Source organism: Roseovarius dicentrarchi (genome assembly GCF_003316635.1).
GTDB lineage: Bacteria > Pseudomonadota > Alphaproteobacteria > Rhodobacterales > Rhodobacteraceae > Roseovarius > Roseovarius dicentrarchi.
Genome location: NZ_QNQP01000026.1, coordinates 14,778 through 34,915, shown reverse-complemented (window position 1 = coordinate 34,915; position 20,138 = coordinate 14,778). Strand labels below are relative to the sequence as shown.

Genomic DNA, 20,138 nt, shown 5'->3' with positions numbered 1-20,138 from the left:
CTTCTCCATGGTTGGTTTGCAACTCCATGGAATACCAGAATGGGCAGCCCCTGCTGGGGCGCGCCCCAGCAGGGGCTCATGACCCCCACCTCGAGCGAATTTCCAGACGTCAGGTTACAGTACCGAAAAAATCCGGCCGTTTGAAAGAGAACTGGCGGGGTGGATTTCATCGGGAATATCAGGTTTTCCGGATACATGAAGGCGAGCCAACTCAAGAACTTCGCCTGGACGACCGAACGAAAGAACGTTTCGAGAGGGGGTTCATCGGGTGGGCTGTTCATGAAGGGCACGAGGTTGTTGAGGACAAAGCCCGGACAAGAACTGAAGCGCTCATCCCGCGGGACCTGAGGCGTGCCTCGCAGCACCTTCGTCAGGTGGAGGCGATCATGAACGGTGTCGACCCAACAGACAAAGAGCTGTTGCGCCGTATCAGGGAAGGAAAAGGTGGCGAGCAGGCTGGCTAGCAATCAGTGTTGCGTCGACTGCAGCGGACAAGCGAGGCAAACCCTTGCCTCGCTCGACCCTTCGATGCCCTTTTGGGCCGTTATTGGACGACTATGCTTTCACCAAGCGCAAAGGAAGCCAGAGCAGGATAGCGCGAGAACACGCCCTGCTCTGCCGAGGCAATTTTGAAAAGCCGAGATTGCGCATCAGCGATCGAGTTCGGGTCATTGGGGTTCAACTGACGAAAAATCGCAAGGACGGGCATGGCGACCTCAACAGTCGTAGCGAGTGTCCCGCGTTCACTGAAATCGTTGTTGAAAGCTCCGTTGCTGATATCGTCCACCAAAGCAAAGGCTTCCCTACAAATTACCGGATAGTCCATGATCAGACGATTCCTTTGGCTTGATTATTACCGCGCCTAGAACAGAGCTGTTACGAGCCAAATTATCCTTTGGCGCGCAACACAAACTACCTCACTTTCTCTATTATCGATACGGACATCTCAATGCGTCGAAGCTGCTGGCGAAGTGGGGCGCAATCCGGATAGGCGCTCTTCAACATCCGTGTTAGGTCGCGAAGGGTTGCAACAAGGTCGTTAGCAGAGGTCAACGCCCGTTGACGCGCCTGATCCTCATCGGTTCTAGTATAGTAGACTTCGAAGAACTCAGGTCCTTCGAGTTGCCCCCGACCAATCTCAAGGCTCAGCCAATCCTCGAGATCTGAGCGAAGCGAATTCAACCGCGAATAAACCCCGCCTGGCGCAAACTGCGACGACATCACGGCCTTGATCACTCGTCCAGCCTGCACATGACCATCAATTCCGAGTTCGCCAACTGGACGGCGGCGAGAACACCCAGGGTTGTAGTTATAGGGTACGGTTGCCTTGCTGGGAGAGGGATAGATCATCCCCTTACACCTTGCGCGCCGTTCGTCCTGTTTCGTTTTGGCCATGGGGCTGAGAAACGTTTCCCACGAAGATGAGGACTCGCCTGTCCAGTTTTCGCTGACTGCTGGCTCTGGTGTGGCATTGATCTTTACCATGAGGGCATCGAGGTCGTATCCGGACCGTGTGTCGATGCCGACATAGAGATCGCAATCATAAGGCCGGTACATTCCAGGCCACGATGCTTTTTCGAGCTGCCAACCATTGCGAGTTGCCCAATCGGTACGTTCTGCGTCGTCAGGCACATTGCCATAGGGCTCATCGATCAGGACGAACTGACCGTTGTCTGGATCTACCCAGTCTGTTGAATGATCGATATTGGGTAGTTTGTCGGTGTCCAAAAATCTGGGATATTTCTACGGTCTCGATTTGGGCGCAGTCCGGTATGCTCCATGAAGCGAAGCGACCGCTCAGCGGTGCAAAGCCGATCCCGCGCATATTCTTGGGTATGCGCAATTTCGTCACACACGAAATGGTCTCCGGCAACCATTCGAAGGTTTCCGAAACCGCGAACATATCTCAGCGCACTCTTTTGGCAGAGGTCGAGGATTGGCATGGAAAGCTCAATCCGCAAAGTTTCCCGACCACAGCGGTGGCCCTGCTTCTTGTCGCTCCAGTAGATCGTCAAAAGCACGTAGGACTTGGAACGGGCGAAACCACTGGTAGGCAAAGTGCGTTGCGCGTGGCGGAAATTTGCACAAGCGGCAGACTTAGCAGCGAGATCAAGCGCATCAGAATGCTTGATCCCATTTGTTTTCTTGAGTTGCTTGGCAAGGCGTTTCACCCCGACGAGGGTGGTAGGTCGAAGTCCATCGATCAACATAGCTATCTCCCAGCTTGACACCGAACGTCACTCGCCTACCGCCCTACAAGCCAGAGTGTTAGCTGATGGGGATCGCTAGAGAAATCTTCGGGCAGTGCTGCCTGCAGCTTCGGAACGGCGAGTGCCTTGCTCCTGCCAAGAGCACCTACAAGATAGGATGGATCGCGCCCTTTTGCAACGCGCGTTTGACTGCCTCGGAATCTTCGAGCACGCAAATTCAAACAAAAGGAACTGCACCACTATACTCTGATACGAACGCGCTGTTGAACGCGTGCATAGAGTTCGATCGGGGATTCGTGCTCCAGTTCGACAACGATCGCGTATCGCTGACGGACTTCCTGGTCCGCAGCCCAGCCTCCGACACACCGCACCACGAGGAAATAGTCGGCACCGTACTGCACGGTATCCTGGGTGAATTTTACACTTGCCGTTTGGAGCGTGTTGCGGTCGCGACGTTGTGGTCCTGGACTAAGAGCACAGTTGAAGCGCCCTGCCATCTCTGGCGCCTCCGTATCTTCGCCCGTGTGGGATCGAAAATGCTCAAAGACCTGATCCGCGTTGCATCCCCGGATCAACCGGAAATTCATCCGCGTGCCCACATACTCGGCGCGGGTCCGGCGCACTGGCGGGTCGAAGGCCAGTGAGACATTTATCCAGCGCGGGCCATTGCCTTGGAACTCGACAGGGATAGGGATCTGGTAAACAGCGAATTGGTCCATTCCGAGCGCATCTTCGGCATAGAGTACGACCCGGTGGTCATCAGAAAAGGTTGCTGTCGCGGGGTTTACAACACCGTTTCCATGAATCTGGTCTCGCTCGGCCTCGATCATGCCGCCCAGCCTGCGCTGCGTGGCTTCTGGGACACGGGCAGAACTGGCCATCAACGCCTTGATGAGGTTCGCCGATGCGTCAGGATGATATCGCAAAACTTGCGCCGCCTTGTGTGCCAGATGCGGGGCAGAAAAGGATGTGCCCGTCTTGCTCACAAGGAGTTGCCGCTGGAAGTCAGCGTTCGTCGTCAAAATGCCCGCATTTGCCAAGTGGGGCGCACGTTGCAAGCGCCGAGCAACGGCATCGAACACCAACGTTCCACCGTAATCAACGAAATCTGGCTTCTTGATGCCACCGGCACCCGGGCCAGAGCGCGAAAACGGCGACGGTTCATCCCGTTCGGTGATGCGTTGGATATGGACGTCGAACTCGTGCTCCGACCCAAGCCCATTGGAATGCGCGAGTGACCCAACGGTTAAGGCGTTGACGGCACCTGCTGGTTCGCAGACGCGGTTGGCGTTTTCCAGAAGATAGCCCGGATACTGCGTGACGCCTTGTTCCAAAGACGTGCCGCCCCTTGGGTCGCGATTGCCTGCAGATACAAAAATCAGGACATCGAGTTCACGCGCGAGTTCGTCCAAGGTGGTTGCCCACGGACCGACGCGGCCGCGCTCGAAGCGCGCACGAGTATCCCCAAGCGAGATGACAAAGAGTCTGCACCCATAAGCTTCCCGAATGCGTTCGATGGTCGTCCGCATCTGGGTCGGTAGGGTGCGGCGCTCGAAGAACTGGCCCTGATCTGTCACGACTTTTGCCGAGATAATCCGAGCAGCGGGGACAAGCTCTGGCTGATCGAGATGGTTCCGAAGGTCACCGTAGCATGCAACACCGGCGACAGCCGTGCCGTGACCAAAGACATCGGCCTCGCCAAGCTCTGCCGGAAAGGCCTCACGCGCGACGATACTGTCTTCGAGTAATGGATTGTCGTTAACGCCGCTGTCGAGAATGGCAACCACAGGCAACTCCGCCTCGGGCAGGGACACCGGCGGGATATCGTCCACAGCAAAGGCCTCAGGTCGATCCATCTGGATATCGGGCTGTGGCGGAAAATCAACGAAAGCGACCTGAGGAATGGCAAGGATTGGCCGAATGGTCTGGCCGGACGCCCGCACACGGATGATGCTGATGGAAGGCCCACAATAGTGGTCGTAGAGCTCCCCGTCCTGGCTTTCAACCCACTCGACAATATCTTCGCCGAGCGACCGACGCGCTGCCTGAGGACCGAAATCCCATAGCTCGATGTCGACGACGTAGTCCGTATCGTCCTGGAAATCCTCGACCTCGGAAAAACCTTCTTCGCGCGCCAGAACGCCCAGGCGGTCGCGACCTTCAATCGTGCCGATTGCGCCGATCCGGTCAATAAAACCGGCGTAACGACGATTGCGTTGACCCTGCGGTATTGGGCCCTCATATTGATCGAGCCGGGTCCAAAAGTCTTGCAAATCGTCCGTCGACGAGAACAGGACTAGGGTATTGTCCTCATCGGTCGACAGCACGGTCAGGCCAAGACCTTCCCAATCCTCCTCCATGCTTGCCCCGCTCATCGCCACCCGAAGGATCAGTGCCGGGTCAACGAACCTTGGAGGAGGCTGCTGCGCGCGTTGGCTTTGGACGGCGGCATCAACGTCCTGCCGAATGCGACCGCCATGACCTCCGCCTCGAGTTGGGGGACTGGGCACTCTACCATGTTTGCGGCGCGCAAAATTCTCAGGCAGGCGCACCAAGGGAAGGTGCTGATGTTGGGGCAAAGTCTAACTCACGAACCTTTGGCAATCTTGCGAATGCGCATGCGCCGTCGATCGGCATAACGAATGGCGTCTCTAAAATGCTTTTTTGAAATCGATTTTCTGCGATCAAGCAGAGCCAATTTCTTCGCCTGATTGCAAATTTTCTCAAGCTCGGCGTACGAATAATCCATGGTTCCTTGAACCATATCTTCGATATCGAATTCGAGTTCCGAGTTCTTCATCGCATTGGTCAGATATCGTCGCGTCATCGTCTCATCCGGATGATCAAACCAGACGACTTCATCAAACCTTCGCCAGATGGCTGGATCGAGTTGCCCGTCCAAGTTGGTTGCAGCGATGAGGAACCCACTCGGCTGTATCTGATCGATGAAGATCAACAGTGAGTTGACAACGCGGCGCAGCTCGCTGTGATCACTTCCCTCTTCGCGCGAACGGGCGAGCGCGTCGAACTCATCGAAAAACAAGACACAAGGCTGACGGCGGGCGAACTCGAAGGTTTTGCGAATGTTGGACGCGGTCTCGCCCAGAAAGGAGGAAATGAGCCGATCGAGCTTGACGTGGAAGAACGGCAAACCCAATTGGCCGGCAAAGATCTCGGCACATAGTGTTTTCCCGGTCCCGGGAGGTCCACAAAACAATAGCTTTGAGCGAACCGGCAATCCGTTCCGCTTGATAAGGTCTGACTTGCGGAATTCATCGATCAAACCCGTGAAGAGGCTGAGGTTCTCGACGCTCAGCTGAATGTCCTCGGGGCCGAAGCGCGGTTCAAAGCGCTGAATGAACTCCTTCGCATCGTCCGGAAACGGTACGAGTCGATTCAGTTCCTTGGGCTGCTGCGCAGCTGAGATGTTTTCAAGAGCATTGCGGAGACCACGGGCAAGGACTTTGTTATTCTTCTTTTCTTCTTCGGCGATGATCTGCTCTACGACCGCGCGGAATTCATCCACGCGCCCGTAATTGAGCAACAACTTCTTCATCAATTCACCGCGCGCCATGCCGTGTCCTCCTAACTATATTTCTAGCCCAAACAGGGGAGTCTGACCACAAGATAGTGGTGTGATACTGACTTAAAGTACGAGACATTTTGGGCATACTGCCGCCGAGAAACCATGTTTCGCACCATTCGCGTCAAACTCGTTCGAGGTCTAGCTCGGGCAGATCCCGCAAGCTCTGTAAGTCAAACGTCGTCAGAAACGTCTCTGTCGTCACAAAGGTGTGCGGCGCGCCCGCCCGCGGAGACCTCGGCCCCGAAGCAATCAGATCTTTGTATCGGAGGCGCGCCAGCAGATCGCGGCTGACCTCCTTGCCGAAGATGTCGGCTAAGCCCGCGCGATCGATCGGCTGGTGATAGGCGATGGCGCAGAGCACCCCCATTTCCATCTCGGTGAAGGTCAGCGACTGGTCCCCGAGATCGGCAGCGGCCTTGATCGCGTCCGCGAACTGTGCCCGGGTCCGGAACATCCAGCCGCTGACGACCTGGGCGAACTCATAGGGCCGTGACATCAGCTCGGCCTGGATATCCTCGATCAGCATCTCGACAGACGCCCCCTGCCCCACCACGCGCGCCAGGTCGTCGCGACCGACCGGCGAGGCACTGGCGAACAACACCGCTTCGATCCGCCCCATCCATTCGCGCCAGCGCAGCTCCTGCGGGAGGTCGTCCAGCTCCCGGTCAAAGACGGCAACGTCCTCGTCCGCCGGCTTTCGCTTCCGGGTCGCAGTCGTCATGGCGCGATCCCGTAGAGCCGGAAGGTCGGCCGCCCGGTCAGCTCCCGCGCGACATCAAGTTCAACAAGCCGGTCGCAGAACCGCCGCGCGGCCCGGTCGGTCATCGGAATGTTGGTGCCCCGGATGCGCGGCGACAGCATCGAGGCAGGTCCCACGGCATCCTCAGTGAGGAACAGTTCGACCGCCGAATCCGATCCTTTTGCCCGGAGCTTGGGTTTCACGGTGCGAAGTGCCTCGGCCCGGCGGGCCAGATCCCGCGCCATCCGGATCGTCTCTTCGGTGGCCGCGAGGATCCGCACCTGAACCGCCAGTTCGGCCCCCTGCCCGGTCGCGGCCAGATCGCGCAGCATCCTCTTGTTGAGCCGCTGCGCCGTAACTGGCAGCACCACCTTCCAGTTCAGCGCCCGCGCCAGGACGACGTCCGACAGCAGGCAGGCGATTCTTTCGGCCCGGTCGTCGACGTCGAGCACGGCACGCAGGACGGCAATACAGCCCGCAAGCGGCCCGTAGGTCCGAGTCCGATCTTGTGCTTCTTTCAGCCAGATCCCCGCCTCGTCCGCGAGGTCCGGGCCCATCAGGTGGGCGATCTCACCCGCCCCATCCGTTCGAATCCGCGCCGCCGCGCGCCAGAACGCAAGCAGATCGCCATCCGGCCCCCTTGCCTCGCCCGGCTGCGTCAGGCGGTAGGCGTCGCGAATATCCGCCTCTAGCGACAACCGCCCTTCCAACTTTGAGGTTGCCGTGGCCGCTTTCAACGCCAGGTGATTTGTTAGTAGTTTGACCGGTACACCATGCCTCGGATCGGTGAGCAGCTGATCCAGCACGGTCAGCGCCGCCCCAGACCGAAAAGTCACAGTTTCAGGGGTTTCTGCCCGTCCAGAGGTGACCCACGCGGGCAGCTTCGGTAGGCTGTTGCGGTCGTCCGAGATAGCTGTGGGCTGATAGGTCATACCCCAACACTATCCGGCTGCGGCGCTTTTGCCTACCAAATAGTGTGGAAACCGCTCCACCTTACAACTCCTTTCTATGTCCAATAATGTTGCATTATCGGACATCAAAGGATACGGTGCAGCACAGCCTCAAAATTAGCGGATTTTCGGGGAAACAATGACCACAGAGGAGGAGAAATCGATTTCATCAAACTCTGGTGCGCCTAATATCGCTCAGGGCGGCGAGAGAGATCAAGAAAAAAGCAATGGGATCGCCCTGCCCGCGCATGTCGCGGGCTCGGGCACCCTCGATCGTCTTGTCGACACCGCGCGCGACTACGCCAAAGCCTCCACGGCCGAAAACACCAACAAGGCTTACGCTGCCGACTGGAAACACTTTGGGCGATGGTGCCGAATCAAGGGCACCGATCCCCTGCCCCCCTCTTCCGAAATGATCGGGCTTTACATTGCGGACCTGGCTTCTCCCTCGGGCAAGACCCCTGCCCTTTCGGTTTCCACCATCGAACGCCGCCTTTCAGGGCTTGCATGGACCTTTACACAGCGGGGGTTCAGCCTTGATCGCAAGAACCGCCACATCGCTACCGTGCTGGCCGGGATCAAACGTAAACATGCAAGGCCACCGGTGCAAAAGGAAGCGATCCTGCGCGATGACATCCTGGCGATGGTGGCCACACTGGATTTCGGTCTGCGGGGCCTTCGCGACCGGGCCATCCTGTTGCTGGGCTATGCTGGCGGGCTCAGGCGCTCGGAAATCGTCAGCCTGGATATCCATAAGGACGACACGCCCGACAGCGGCGGCTGGATCGAAGTTTTCGAAAATGGTGCCCTGCTTACCCTCAATGCCAAGACTGGCTGGCGCGAAGTGGAAATTGGTCGGGGATCGAGTGACCAGACCTGCCCCGTCCACGCAATTGAGCAGTGGTTGCATTTCGCCACGATCGATTTCGGGCCTGTATTTACGCGCACCTCGCGTGATGGCAAAAAGGCGCTCGAGACCCGCCTGTCCGACAAACACGTCGCGCGGCTGATTAAGCGATGCGTGCTCGACGCCGGCATCCGCTCGGAGCTGTCGGAGAATGACCGTCTGGCGCTGTTTTCCGGCCACTCCCTGCGTGCGGGCCTCGCCAGTTCTGCTGAGGTTGACGAACGCTATGTCCAGAAGCAGCTCGGTCACGCCTCTGCCGAGATGACCCGCCGCTACCAGCGTCGGCGCGACCGGTTCCGTGTGAACCTGACCAAGGCAGCCGGGCTTTGATCGGTCAACGCCGTGCTGCGCTGATCTTTGACTTCACGGGTTTTCCCCGTGTCATCGGGATCTCGGCAACAGTGCCATCGGGCATCTCAGCGACAAGCCGCAACCGCCCACCCATGCCTTCGACATAGCGCTCCAGCGTCCCAAGTTTCGCGCCGGTCAGCTCCGCGTTCTCGAACCTCGATACCTCGCCCTGCGCCAAGCCTGTGCGCTCCGCCAGGTCTTTCTGCGTGATGGACAGCGCCTTGCGAATTTCGGAGAGATGCAGGTCCGATGCCATCTCATCTGCAAGAGCCTCGATCCGAGCCAGTTTTGCCGCCGGAAGACCCCGAATGCGGTCACCGGCGTTCACAAAGGATGCTTTGGTCAACTTTGTCATGGTTTCTCTCCCTACTCCGCCCCGAGCCACTCATTGAAGCGCTTATCGGCGGTCGCAATCAACGTTTTGTAGAACCGCTTCTGGTTCTTGCCTTGTTTATCCCCTCCGACCAGGACCACAGCGTTTCGCTCCTCGTCGAATGCGAAGGCAAACCGCCAGACCCCCTGCCCTTTCACGCGTATTTCCTTCATATTCGCGTGTCCCGAGCCAGCCAGTGTATCGACATGAGGCCGACCTAACTGAGGACCGTACTGCTCAAGCAGCAAGATCACCGCATCAAGCTTGTCACACACCTCTTCCGGCAACCCGTCGCGCTCCTCAACGAAGTCCGGGTGTTCAAGTACGGACCACGTCATGACAGCAATATAGGCTCAAACAGATATCGGTTCAAGATGATATTTCCGATTTCTCCAGCTTCGGTTTTTACATTCATGATCCTCTCCTACGCCGTCTGTCCGCTCAATCGGCCATAAAAACTGCGATCCAGATGCAGATCCCCAGCTCTGGCCTTCTCGACCATGCCGCGCAGATAGCCGCCAGGCGATTTGACCTCTCCGGTGGTGTGTTTGTCGAATATCAGAGCGATTGCAGCAGATGCCACAACTGGTCCAAGCGCCTTTTGCGAAAGGTTCCACGCATCCTCGGAAATCCCGGCCATGCCCCTGATCTGACCCGCCGCACGGTGTAATTCGTTCCAGTTTCGGATATATCCGCCGCCAACAGCGCGCGCCATCTCCGCAAAATGCGGACAAGTGGCCATCAGCATCGGAATATCGACCTCTGACGTACGTTTGTTGGTGTGCGTGCTCCAGGCGATATCGAGATTCTCTCCTTCCAGTCTATCAACCCCCTCAGACTCAGGCATTTCTGGCGCAACGCCTGCCGCGTGCTTTGTTTCAAAGCGATTACTATTTACAGGATGATGTTGATTTGTAGTTGGTATGTGCGTGTCATTTGAGACACCCGTGGGTGTCATATTTACATTAATTGGAACAACATTGTCCGTTGAGAACACCTGCAGAGGTGATGGTTTTGCGTCAGATTCTTCGGGACAATCAAAAGCGGCTTCGAAAGCTTGCTCTACGCGATCCTTGAAGGCTTTGAACCAGTCTACGATGTCCATAAGCCTGTTGGCCGCTGTCGTGCGCTTGGGAAGCCCCTGTAGTAGCACGGCGAACTCTTCCTCCAACTGCTTCCACGGGCCTCTGAGGCCGCTTTCCAGGGCTCTGTCGATCTTAGCCCGGATAACACGGCGGGTAATCGTCACGACATTCCTCAGCGAGGCGCAGAGCGCGCGTTCCTCTTTCAGCTGCGCATAGAGCGTCTCGAACTCCTCTGTACGTGCTGCGAGCGGCGCCAGATCGAAACCATAGGCCTCCACGATCACACCATCTTCGTCCCTACGACCATAACGCTTGCCGTTGGGGCTGTCCTTGATCCAGATAAGACCCAGTTCTGCCAGCCGGCGCACGTGGCGTCTCAACGTGGATAGCGAGAACCCTGTTTGCTCCATCAGGAAGTTGTTCGAGGCCCATACGATCGGCCGCCTGCCCTGCTCCCAGTCCTGTGGTTGCGTGAACGCGGCGAATGTATCGAGTAAGAGCAAGTCCTGCGCTCGCAGCCCGATTGCTGCTGCTACCCGCTTTGCCGCACTGGTTGCCTGTGATTTGGGTATAGAAAGCTGTTCACCGGCTTGTGCATGCTTTTCAGCGACCACAAGGCCCGGTGTTGGCTTGCGCCATCCGTTATGTTTCATGAGTGTTTTCACACCTCCATCAGTTGAATGAAGGCAAAAGGTTCCCGTTCACCAAATCGGTGTGGTGTCGTTGACATCGATCCGCGGGAGAGTTATCTAAAAGCTGCAACACATATTAGATCAGCTCTCAGGCCGCTTGGTTTGGGGGCTTTTCTTTTGCCGTTAGATCACGTGGGGTTCCTCTCTGCTCTTGGCCTCAATAGGGGTCGTACGCCCTTCCCTGTCGTTGCAGGCGAACGCTTCATTTTTTCGACCCATGTTCTTGCAGATAAGCGGCGATTACGTCGCCAAGGCCCTCGAGACCCTGCTTATCTAAATCCAGTCCGGCAGCGCTGACTGACAGCTTCCCGCCTTGTGACGACATCGAGAGCTTTCTCGATCCGACTGATCTTGTGACAATCACCTTCTTTGGTTTTGCGGGTGCCTTAGTCTTTGTCTTCTTGGGTTCGGCGAGGCTGGAAACAGCCTTCTGAAGCTGGGGAAAGCTAAGATCATACGCATTCTTGAATTTATTCAAGATCTGCTCACGGTCCCTAAAAACCGATCTCCCTCGCGACACGATGCTCTCGTGGACGCCTATGCGCTTGGCAAAAGAAACCGCGGTGACATTGCTCGAAGCACTACTGGCTTTGAGGTTTTCGAACATCTCTCCAATCGATAGGAGCCGTTCGAACGGGCCGAGGTTTTCTCGCTCTTCGTTCTCTCTGAACCGCATGAAGAGTAGTTCAAATTCTTCATTCTCAGATCCACGTTTTTCCGGCGACGCCAAGACCGCGCGCAGGGGCATGTTGAGCAGTCCTGCGATGGCATGCCGTCTTCGCCCTGTGATAAGCTCGAACTTCACCCCATCAACGTTTTCTGGGTCTAGCGGATCTGGCTTCCAATCCGGATCACTGGGCCAGACCTGTATCGGAGTGTCTTGTCCATTTGCAGCGATACTATCTTTTAGAGAGTGAAATGCTTCTTGGCTTTGCCAGTCCGCGCGGCGGTCCGATCCAAGCCTGTCAGTGACCATCTTCCAGTCTAGCGACAGTTCGTGGTGACCGTTGAGAATATCCTCCGCAATCTTTTCGCGGGCTCGATTCAGCGCCGCTTTGTTTTGCTCAACAGCTCCTGCCTTCCACGCGCTTCCGGCACCGCCGACGCGCGGTTTTGCACTCGCAACAGGAACCGGATCAATCGCTTCCCGCTTTGGGTCGGGCTGCGCTTTCGGGCTCTTGGTTGACGGGTCATCCTGTGGCTTGTTCGTGTCTTGCAACAAGGAACGCTTGAGTTTCATGCGATTTCCTCCCCGTCTTCCTCGTAGAATTCGTTGATCCAGCTCTCCGCATAGCCTCGCTCACGACCTGGCCAGATCCTGGATACAATAGCATCGTTGACGGCGTCAGCATTTGTAATGAAGCGCTCGATACCCTTCTTCTTGCCGCGTGTATCGGGCTCATACTCATAAACTGACTGATAGACGTCTGACGCGTTCGCGATCGCATCCGACCGGAGGTAAAAAACGGGCAGCACTTCTGTTGGACAGTGCTCCAACAGATTAGCTACTTGTTTCAAGTCCTGGTCATTTGTTCGTTGCACGATTGTTGGCAGCAACATATTGGCCCCAGTACCAATCTCGATGCGGTCGTGATCAAGTATGTGGTTGATCATCCCGCGAAGCCCAGTGACGAAGGTAGACAGCGTGGCAATGTCAAATCCCTTCATTGTCTGAGGAATAACCAGGTTGGTCGAAGCAACGACGTTGTTCAGCTGAAACAGAGTGAGCGCCGGCTGGTAGTCGATGATCAGGCAATCGAGTGTCTCAACGAGAGCGTGGTTGAGCTTTTCGGTATCGACCGAGCCATTGGACACAAGTTCGTTGGGCACCGTCTTGGGCTGGTGATGGTCACGCCAGCGCTCGACGGAGTCCCGAAGGTATCTGTAGAAAGCTTTATCAGGAGGATTATCGCGGATGAGTCGAGTGATCTGAAGTTCACCTTCAGAAGTCTCTCCGTGCGCAGGCAGGATTCGCAATCCGGGCCAAGATGTCTTCAGGAAAAAGCTGTCCAAGGTATCCGCGTCATGCTCGGTGTAAGGGCTACCATCTTCGCTCATGTACAACCCGGCAAAGTCGACCAGTGTCGCCGTATCTTCCGTGGGAAGTTGAGGCAGGCCCTCGCCCCCGACAAAATAAAGTGTGATAGTACTCTGAGGGTCCGCGTCCATGACACCCACGCGCATCCCATAGTTGAGGCTCAGGTATTGCGCAAAATGTGCGGCAGTCAACGATTTGGCCGTGCCGCCTTTCTGGCTCGCAAACGAAATCACCGGGAGCGTTTCACCGGGCTTTCTCCAAGCAAGATAGTCGTACGGTCGCTTAGCAGATGCGGCCAACAACGCTCGGATCTGCATCAAATCCACGAGAGTGAAAACCCGCTCTCTGCCCACATACTCGCCGGCGGGGAAATCACCATTCTCGCGGGCAAACTTTGTGAGGTACTGAATGCTGACATTGAGAAAGCGGGCGCACTGCCGCATGGACCAAGAGCGCTTGATCCGATTTCGAATCGTCAGGTCCTTGCTGACCGACACCATCGTCTTATCGAGACCGCGCGAGAGGTCGTTCAAAAATTGTTCTAGTGTACCGCTCATGATACTTACCACTGCCTCCGATTCTCTTATGGAATCAGTTCTGACTACTTGGTAGCATGGTTTGGTACATGTTGTATAGATATCGCGCTCCTATGCTATATAGACGCTCTTTATGGTCGCCACCGCGGCCGGATTGAGGTCTTGAATATATTCAAGACCGAGGATTTTGACGTTGATTGAGCGCTCACATTCAAAGCATCCGCCCCAAACTCCACCATCGGCCTGAGCCGCGTGCAGGCGACGGTTGGACGGAACGGTCCGACCAACCTAGAGCGCGCAAGCCGCAGGACATTCTCGAGCGCGTAGTTGAAATATCCCGCCCCGGTGAACCCGGCGATCGCGAGCACCAGCAGGGCGAAGGTCCACCAGCGGATGTGGAAGGCGAACAGGACGATGAAAAACATCAGGCGCGCGTCGAAGAACGCCAGATGCGGCCGCGCCATGGCGTAGCGCCAATGCACCGTCGAGCGATAGATGTTGTATCTGTTCTCAGCCATGGTTGACCTCCAGCCTTCAACGGTTCGGCAACACAACGTTGCTGGTGAACAAGACGCCGATGATCTGGCGTGAGCGCAAAGATATCAGCGGTCCCTTGGGGGCGCTTTGGACAAACTCCCCCGCGAGATCGTTGCCAATTTCCGCGAGACCCTTGTAGAGGCCTTGCTCAATTGTTGGTGCCGGGCGCGTGACACCCGTGACACCGCCAAGATCGATCAGCGATGTGCCAGGATCTGAGAGCGCTGCGCCGACACCTGACACGAATGCCGCGGCAACCCGCGGCGCATAGCGTGCGAACAGGCGCCGATCCAGATCGCTCCGCACCGCGAGTGACTTTTGCCGCGCATCGACCGCATAGGCCGATACGGAGACCTGGGTGCCGTCCGCGAGAACCGCGGTGTTGAACCGGACAATGAGATGTGTGTTGCCCTGGTTGGCTTTGAGTCCGCCGAGGAGCCGGGCGCCCTTGAGCGGCCCTTTGCGGATTTCAGCGACGACGGGGCCGGGCGTGTCGCTGTCATTGGTGATGATGGTCGAGGCCAGAACGACCTCGCCGGCACGAATGAGCGGCTCGGAGTGGGCAGGGGGGTCGGCCTGGCGTTTCATGCCATCACTCGTTTGCGCAAATGCCGCGTCTTCGCTGGAAACCAGGTCTTCTTCGACGACAATAGTGACGGCCGAAGGCTGCGCGCGCCATGCGCCGATCAACCCCTGCTGCTGGGTCGCCATCAACTGGGCGAGTTGGTTGATACGCGCGTAGTCCGGGGGTTGAGGCTTGTCCGGCGATGGCTGGGCCTGCTGCCGCGCCGGTTGCTGACGCTCGATCACCACGGTTCTGGGCTGTTCGGTCTCGACCGGGGCGTTCGCCGGGGGCAGGGGGCGATTCGGGTTCGGCGCCGTGGCGGGTGGCTTATCATCGATCTGGCGAAGTGGTTCGTCCGGTGTTGCAATGAATGACGTGTCAGACTCCTGTGCCTCGCGGGCACCGTCCTCGTTCTGCCGTCGCAAATTATCCTGATAGCGCTCGGAGTCCCGCAGCTGATCACCGGCGGGCGTATCATCGAGGTTCGGTGTGCCAGCGACCCGGCTCGGACCGATCAACTCCGGGTTCTTCCAAATCTCATAGCCGACAGCACCACCGACGGCCAAAATCGTCAGCAAGGCCATGTTTCTGAATGACAAAGGCCCGCTCCTGCGTCCGCGGGTAACACGGCCCGCATTGGTTTTGTCAGCAGTGTCGCTCCTGTCACTTGCAGGTCCGGTATTTGCTTCATCATTGTTTTCGTTTGGGCTTTTGGACTCACTCATTCTGAAATCCTCACTTTTGTTACGCGCCCGTTGGTGGAAATCAGCGCCACGGATGTCGGCCTTATCCGGTAAGCTTTGACCTGACCTGGTCCGGTCAGAATCCCGGAGGCGGGCGGGGAGATGATCGCAACGGCCGATTGCAGATAGATCGCGCCGTCATAGCGCCAGGCTTTGACGGCTCTGTTGTCCGTGGTGAGACGCACGGCATTGCCCGGAATGTCGGCACCGGTGGCAAAAGCCATCATCACGTCGTTTGAGGCCCGCGCGACCGGTTCGCTCTGGCGGGTCTGAAGGGGCTTTGTTGCAGCGTTCGGCCCCAACCCGTGCACCGTGAAGTCGCGGCGATAATGGGTGTTGAGAGAGTTCGTGCGCACGTCGAAAACCAGTGGTCGGCTTTCTCCCACGAGGGACACGACGATGTTGGAAAACCCGTGCGCGACGAGCGGGGTGACCGCCAGTTGATTCGAGCCTTCCTGCATCGCATAGACTTGGAAACTTTTTGGTTTACCGATCACGTAGGACGCGATCGGCCAGGCCGCGCCGGTCTGATCGTAAAACGCCATGACGCTGACCGTATCAGGCCCGGTCAACAGAACCTCCGGCTTCTGCGCCGAATTCAGCGTAATCCGCTTGGCATCTGTGATCGATTTTGGAAACTGACCCGATGGCGGGGTGGCGGCGGCCTTCTGGCTCTCATCAACACGCCTGCGATAGTCGCGGATCATCTCCGGGGTCATCGGGAACTGGCTCTGGATCGCCGCGCCATAGGCGGTGATCTCTTCTGGCGTCAGCGGACGGTCGAGATCGTCCAGACTTTGCAGCAACTCTTTCGCGCCGACGATCGGGAGATCGCCAGTCGGTGTCTGCTGTTGCTGATCTGCCGGTTGTTGCCGCTGATTGATCTCGTTCTGGGTGAGGGGGTCGGCGCCGGTGGGCAGGGTCTGTTGACCGGGTGCTGGCTGACTGCCATTCTCGATGGTGACCACCGTGGTTCCGTCGTTCTGACCCGGCAGGGTCGCGGTCGGACGGTTTGCGGGCTGGGGCAGGGGGGTCTGAACCTCATTGCCGGGCGGAACGGTCTCATCACCACCCGCATCCCTCAGCACCTGTTGCGCCTGGCCAGATGTGAGCATCAGGCCCAATAAGACGGCGGCGCCGACGGTCGTCGATAGGCGAAACTGTCGCATTGATCGGAGTATAATACGCATCAGGCACCCCCGGGGGCCGCGATGAAGCGGGAGATTGCCATCGCATAGGGGGATTCATAGGTTTGCAGCCGCTCAATATTGACGGTGATCATGAAGTTCTGACCTGTCACCTCGGAGGCGGATTGATAGGTCACGCGCAGCGGGATCTGCACGATCCATTCATAGACACCGCGATCGTTGATGCCCTCGCGCACGATGACTGCGTTGTTGGCGACGGCGGTGGTGTTAAGGCGGCGGGTCTGCACCAGCTCGAGCATCTGGCTCTTCTGGACGGCCTCGACGAACTGGTTCCAGCCGGTCGGCTTGGTGAAATACTGCAGCGCATTGTTGAAGTCGGCGCGGTAGTTTGCAAAATCGTAAGTCAGCGACGAGGTGACCGCCTTGACCGCGAAGTTGCTCACCTCGGCGGCTGACTGGTGCGGCTTGTCGAGAGGCACGAGTGGCAATAGCTGGCCGTCTGTCGTTGTCGCAAAATACCTTGGCTCTGGCCGGTTCACCGCAAGATAGGCGGTCGATGCAGCCAGCACGGCGGTCGACAGACCCAGACCGAGCGCGACCTTGGCCATGACCTTATAGGAAATCTCGAACGTGCGCGCCGAGCGCAGGATAGATTCAGCTGCGTTCAAATGTTCATTATCTGACAGCATCGAAACACCCCGTCACTGGCTTGCGGCTTTGGCGACAGTCAGAATGTCCGGCGGCAGTTCCGAGAAGGCGAATTGTGCGCCTTGATCCGTATCAAAGAGGAAGAACGGCACGCCCGGCATCTTGTTGGCGCGCATCCAGTTGATGTTGTCGACGATCCCCTGGATGACCGCCTTGTCGGCCTGGGTCGTATCCATCTGGACGACGCCGGATGTTCCTCGGGTGTTAGAGGTCATATGAGCCATGAAGGTTTGCGCGATATCTTCGAAATGCAGGATCGACAGGGCCGTATTGAACCCCTGAACGCCGGTAACGGGAGCGAAAATGATCCGGAGGTCGACAGACCCGGACGCAATTGACCCCTGCATTTGATCAATCGTCCACTGGCAATGCGGGCACTCCGGGTCGGTGAGCATGTAGATGACGGGCGCATCCGGCCTGGGCGTTCCGGCCGAGAACCAGACGCGCTCGTCACCGGCCTGGCGAAAGACGGCGTTGAGCCCGGCCTGCACATCTGCCGAGGGTTGATCGATGGCGGTGAGCGCCGCCGTGGCGGGTCCGGCGGAGGGCGTGTCCGGGGGTTCGACATCCCGCGTCGGCGCGATCTCGCTCGCAGCGCCCGCCCGCAGACCTCTCTGCAATTTGCGCAACGCAGATGAGGTGCCACCGCTCGGCGTGCCTTGCGAATCCGGTATCGGCGTCATCGCAGCCTGCGGTGTCGGCGCCGGTGTCGCACCCGGCGCTTGCAGCACCAAAGCTCTGGTACTCGGCACTGTCACGCTCGGGTCGGGCATGGTCGCCAGCAGTGCCGCCGAAATATCCTCACCCTGCGGCCCGATGATCTGGCCGACGATGGTCAACCCGTCCGCCGTCGTCAGGGCTGTCACGGGCGTCCCGTCTGCATACGTGATCACCCAGGCCTGCATCTCGCCGATCTTCATCAGGGGCCGCACGTCCGGGTCGGTTTCGGCGAGCATCGCGTCGATGACGGGAGAGCTGCCCACAGTTCCGGAGACCGTGTCATTCCGCCCCGTATCCTCGGCGATGCCTGGCGATCCGGAGCCCAAGACCATGAGACAGGCGAGCGCGGGCAGAGTGCCGCGGGCTGACGAACGGAGCGTCCCGCCCCTGTGTTTTTTCCCTCTGTACATGATGAGAATTCCTTGTCCCTGAGGTGCGTTTCGCAAAAGTCTTTACTGCATCTTCTTTATCGTTATATATAACGATATAATATCGATGACCATAGCCGAGTTGGTAGGCGCCAAAACAGGGCGGGTCGCGGCCTTGGACCGAAGGACGGGGTCAAGCCCGGATCGCAGCACGGAAAGGGGGAAAGATGATGGCTCGACCGAACACCGCACTGGATGTCCCAGCGGCGATCCGCGCCGACGCCTATGGCGAGGACTTCGGCTTTGCCCGCTCCGGGCGGGCCGCCGGTACGGTTTATCTGCACGCGCGCGACCGCACCGGCACCGCCTTTATCAACGGGCTGTGCAAGGTCCTGCTGACCCTCGCCGTCCTCGGTCTCGTCGCGATTGGCGGCGTCTTTGCATTCAACGCACTGGACCTGAAGGCAGAGGCGGGACACGCCGTGGTCGGGACTGCCGACGATCATCAGACTCGCGAACTCGTTCAATTGCGATCCGAGGTGGCTCTGCTGACCGAACAGAGCCTGGCACTGCGCTCGGAAATGGCGCTGTTGACGGGGCAGGGGGGTGTTTTGCCAAGGTTCGTTGCTCGGCTGCAGGACCAGCGCAAGGTCAACGGCGCGCATTCCAATGCCATACGGCAGCTTTATTCGACCATCGGCCTCATCGGCGCGTCGCTGCCCGCAATCGACGAAGGCGCAGCTTCCGAGAGAGCCGGTTCTCGCCCGGTACAGGTGACGCCTGTCGCGGCTCCCGTGACGGACACCCCGAAACGCGTTGTGCTGATCCCAGACGGTAACGCCGAAGCCCAGCCGAAAATAGAGGGTGGAGATGGTGAGTGATGAGGATGACAGCATATGGACGAGCTGACCGCCTTCTTCACGCGGGTGACCGACATCCTGCCACCGGCGCAGGCCTTCGTGGCAGCACTCTGTTTCGTTCTGGGCATCATCCTCGTCGTGATCGGCAGCCGAATGATGCTGGTGACGGCCGAGGAGCGCGCGCATGCCCATCACAGGCGGCACGGCTACTATCAGGCGCTGACCTACATCGTGTTCGGTCTGCTGATCATCTCCCTCGATCTGACGCTGTCCGCCTGGATTGCGTCGTTCTACGGGGCAAGCAACACGACGGCCAGTGCTGCCAGCGAGATCATGGCCTATGCGCCGGAGATGCTCTCACCCGTTTCGGGCACGCCCGGCGAAGCCATCCTGATCGCACTCGTGCGGATCGCGCAATTCATCGGGCTGCTGGCGGTCGTGCGCGGTCTCTTTCTCTGCGTCAAATCGGCGGACATGCCGACCCATGGCCTGATGGGCAAGGGCTTCATTCACATGATTGCAGGGATCATGGCGGTCGATCTGCCCCGGACCGTCGGCCTTTTCGAAAATCTCTTCTTCGGCTGAAACAAGGAACTCCTCCATGCGCAAGAAACAATCCCGCTCTCATAACCGCGTCTCTAGGCGACCCGCCATTGTCCGTTCTGCGCTCTCCCTCGGCTTTGGCACATTCTGGGCCAGCCAAACCTTCGCCCAGACGTTTGGCGACATCTTCACCGAAATGCGCTCCAGCCAGCTCGGGCCTGCGGCTGACATTCTCGGCACCATCTCCTTCGTTCTCGGCGTCGTGTTCGCGATCATGGCGGTCATGGCGATGATCAAGCGGTCGCGCAGCACCAATGACTCGTCCGTCGAGACGGGCCGCATCCTGATGCTCAGCGTCGCGGCCGCCTGCATGGTGGCGATCCCGACCTTCCTCAATGTCGGCGTCGCCTCGATCTTCGGCACCGGTGCGAACCAATCCTCCGTGGACGGTCAGCTCCGCTCGCTCAACTAAGGGGCAT

Annotated in this window: 22 protein-coding genes; 6 read left to right on the top strand and 16 right to left on the bottom strand. The window is 58.2% G+C overall.

Features of this window, described 5'->3' with window-relative positions; genetic code table 11:
* Positions 1-464 (top strand): hypothetical protein (locus DQ230_RS14840; RefSeq protein WP_203228088.1); only part of this gene is annotated, 464 nt, incomplete at its 5' end.
* A gap of 80 nt (positions 465-544) precedes the next feature.
* Here the strand turns inward: DQ230_RS14840 and DQ230_RS14835 are convergent.
* Both DQ230_RS14835 and DQ230_RS17145 read right to left on the bottom strand, forming a co-directional pair.
* Positions 545-826 (bottom strand): hypothetical protein, encoded by a 282-nt coding sequence (locus DQ230_RS14835; protein WP_113913386.1) that lies wholly within the window; start codon positions 824-826, stop codon positions 545-547.
* An 86-nt stretch (positions 827-912) separates the two neighbouring features.
* The gene (locus tag DQ230_RS17145) at positions 913-1,728 is read right to left on the bottom strand and encodes a DUF5623 domain-containing protein (protein ID WP_162497463.1); all 816 of its coding nucleotides are present in this window, start codon (positions 1,726-1,728) and stop codon (positions 913-915) included.
* 44 nt (positions 1,729-1,772) lie between these two features.
* On the opposite strand from DQ230_RS17145, the gene DQ230_RS17140 reads away from it, so the two are divergent.
* Complete coding sequence (locus tag DQ230_RS17140) at positions 1,773-2,228, top strand: hypothetical protein (RefSeq protein WP_203228087.1); 456 nt, start codon at positions 1,773-1,775, stop codon at positions 2,226-2,228.
* Positions 2,229-2,449: 221 nt separating this feature from the next.
* On the opposite strand, the gene DQ230_RS14825 is transcribed toward DQ230_RS17140, so the two are convergent.
* The 4 genes from DQ230_RS14825 to DQ230_RS14810 form a co-directional block, all read right to left on the bottom strand.
* Complete coding sequence (locus tag DQ230_RS14825) at positions 2,450-4,570, bottom strand: S8 family peptidase (RefSeq protein ID WP_113913392.1); 2,121 nt, start codon at positions 4,568-4,570, stop codon at positions 2,450-2,452.
* 227 nt (positions 4,571-4,797) lie between these two features.
* Positions 4,798-5,784, bottom strand: coding sequence for an AAA family ATPase (locus DQ230_RS14820; RefSeq protein WP_113913384.1), 987 nt, complete (start codon positions 5,782-5,784; stop codon positions 4,798-4,800).
* 133 nt (positions 5,785-5,917) lie between these two features.
* Entirely contained in the window at positions 5,918-6,517 is a 600-nt protein-coding gene (scpB, locus tag DQ230_RS14815) for an SMC-Scp complex subunit ScpB (RefSeq protein WP_113913383.1), read from the bottom strand.
* Positions 6,514-7,467 carry a DUF1403 family protein gene (locus DQ230_RS14810; protein ID WP_113913382.1) on the bottom strand — a complete coding sequence of 318 codons (954 nt, stop codon included), beginning with the start codon at positions 7,465-7,467 and terminating at the stop codon, positions 6,514-6,516. Before DQ230_RS14810 ends, scpB begins: the two co-directional genes overlap by 4 nt.
* A gap of 157 nt (positions 7,468-7,624) precedes the next feature.
* On the opposite strand from DQ230_RS14810, the gene DQ230_RS14805 reads away from it, so the two are divergent.
* Positions 7,625-8,722, top strand: coding sequence for a tyrosine-type recombinase/integrase (locus tag DQ230_RS14805; RefSeq protein ID WP_113913381.1), 1,098 nt, complete (start codon positions 7,625-7,627; stop codon positions 8,720-8,722).
* Between the two features lie 4 nt (positions 8,723-8,726).
* On the opposite strand, the gene DQ230_RS14800 is transcribed toward DQ230_RS14805, so the two are convergent.
* The 10 genes from DQ230_RS14800 to DQ230_RS14755 form a co-directional block, all read right to left on the bottom strand.
* Positions 8,727-9,098, bottom strand: coding sequence for a helix-turn-helix domain-containing protein (locus DQ230_RS14800; RefSeq protein WP_113913380.1), 372 nt, complete (start codon positions 9,096-9,098; stop codon positions 8,727-8,729).
* 11 nt (positions 9,099-9,109) lie between these two features.
* On the bottom strand, positions 9,110-9,454 hold the full coding sequence (locus DQ230_RS14795; RefSeq protein ID WP_113913379.1) for a type II toxin-antitoxin system RelE/ParE family toxin: 345 nt from the start codon (positions 9,452-9,454) through the stop codon (positions 9,110-9,112).
* Between the two features lie 86 nt (positions 9,455-9,540).
* A complete protein-coding gene (gene repC, locus DQ230_RS14790) occupies positions 9,541-10,866 on the bottom strand; it encodes a plasmid replication protein RepC (protein WP_275263550.1) in 1,326 nt (441 codons plus the stop codon).
* A 229-nt stretch (positions 10,867-11,095) separates the two neighbouring features.
* The gene (locus DQ230_RS14785) at positions 11,096-12,133 is read right to left on the bottom strand and encodes a replication protein (protein WP_203228086.1); all 1,038 of its coding nucleotides are present in this window, start codon (positions 12,131-12,133) and stop codon (positions 11,096-11,098) included.
* Entirely contained in the window at positions 12,130-13,488 is a 1,359-nt protein-coding gene (locus tag DQ230_RS14780; RefSeq protein ID WP_203228085.1) for a ParA family protein, read from the bottom strand. The genes DQ230_RS14785 and DQ230_RS14780 overlap by 4 nt, the downstream gene beginning before the upstream one ends.
* 110 nt (positions 13,489-13,598) lie before the next feature.
* Positions 13,599-13,985 (bottom strand): IcmT/TraK family protein, encoded by a 387-nt coding sequence (gene icmT, locus DQ230_RS14775; protein ID WP_113913377.1) that lies wholly within the window; start codon positions 13,983-13,985, stop codon positions 13,599-13,601.
* Between the two features lie 16 nt (positions 13,986-14,001).
* A complete protein-coding gene (locus tag DQ230_RS14770) occupies positions 14,002-15,294 on the bottom strand; it encodes a DotG/IcmE/VirB10 family type IV secretion system protein (protein ID WP_113913376.1) in 1,293 nt (430 codons plus the stop codon).
* The gene (locus DQ230_RS17415; protein WP_238987551.1) at positions 15,291-16,502 is read right to left on the bottom strand and encodes a DotH/IcmK family type IV secretion protein; all 1,212 of its coding nucleotides are present in this window, start codon (positions 16,500-16,502) and stop codon (positions 15,291-15,293) included. Before DQ230_RS17415 ends, DQ230_RS14770 begins: the two co-directional genes overlap by 4 nt.
* Positions 16,502-17,149, bottom strand: coding sequence for a type IVB secretion system apparatus protein IcmL/DotI (locus tag DQ230_RS14760; protein ID WP_113913375.1), 648 nt, complete (start codon positions 17,147-17,149; stop codon positions 16,502-16,504). Before DQ230_RS14760 ends, DQ230_RS17415 begins: the two co-directional genes overlap by 1 nt.
* A 12-nt stretch (positions 17,150-17,161) precedes the next feature.
* Positions 17,162-18,298: a thioredoxin domain-containing protein gene (locus tag DQ230_RS14755; protein ID WP_113913374.1), complete on the bottom strand. Its 1,137-nt coding sequence runs from the start codon at positions 18,296-18,298 to the stop codon at positions 17,162-17,164.
* A 185-nt stretch (positions 18,299-18,483) separates the two neighbouring features.
* On the opposite strand from DQ230_RS14755, the gene DQ230_RS14750 reads away from it, so the two are divergent.
* Genes DQ230_RS14750 through DQ230_RS14740 form a run of 3 tightly spaced genes read left to right on the top strand, consistent with a single transcriptional unit; the run spans position 18,484 to position 20,131 of the window.
* Positions 18,484-19,137 (top strand): hypothetical protein, encoded by a 654-nt coding sequence (locus DQ230_RS14750; protein WP_113913373.1) that lies wholly within the window; start codon positions 18,484-18,486, stop codon positions 19,135-19,137.
* Positions 19,138-19,152: 15 nt separating this feature from the next.
* Complete coding sequence (locus DQ230_RS14745) at positions 19,153-19,701, top strand: hypothetical protein (RefSeq protein ID WP_113913372.1); 549 nt, start codon at positions 19,153-19,155, stop codon at positions 19,699-19,701.
* 16 nt (positions 19,702-19,717) lie between these two features.
* The gene (locus DQ230_RS14740; RefSeq protein ID WP_113913371.1) at positions 19,718-20,131 is read left to right on the top strand and encodes a hypothetical protein; all 414 of its coding nucleotides are present in this window, start codon (positions 19,718-19,720) and stop codon (positions 20,129-20,131) included.
* Positions 20,132-20,138 lie beyond the last annotated feature (7 nt).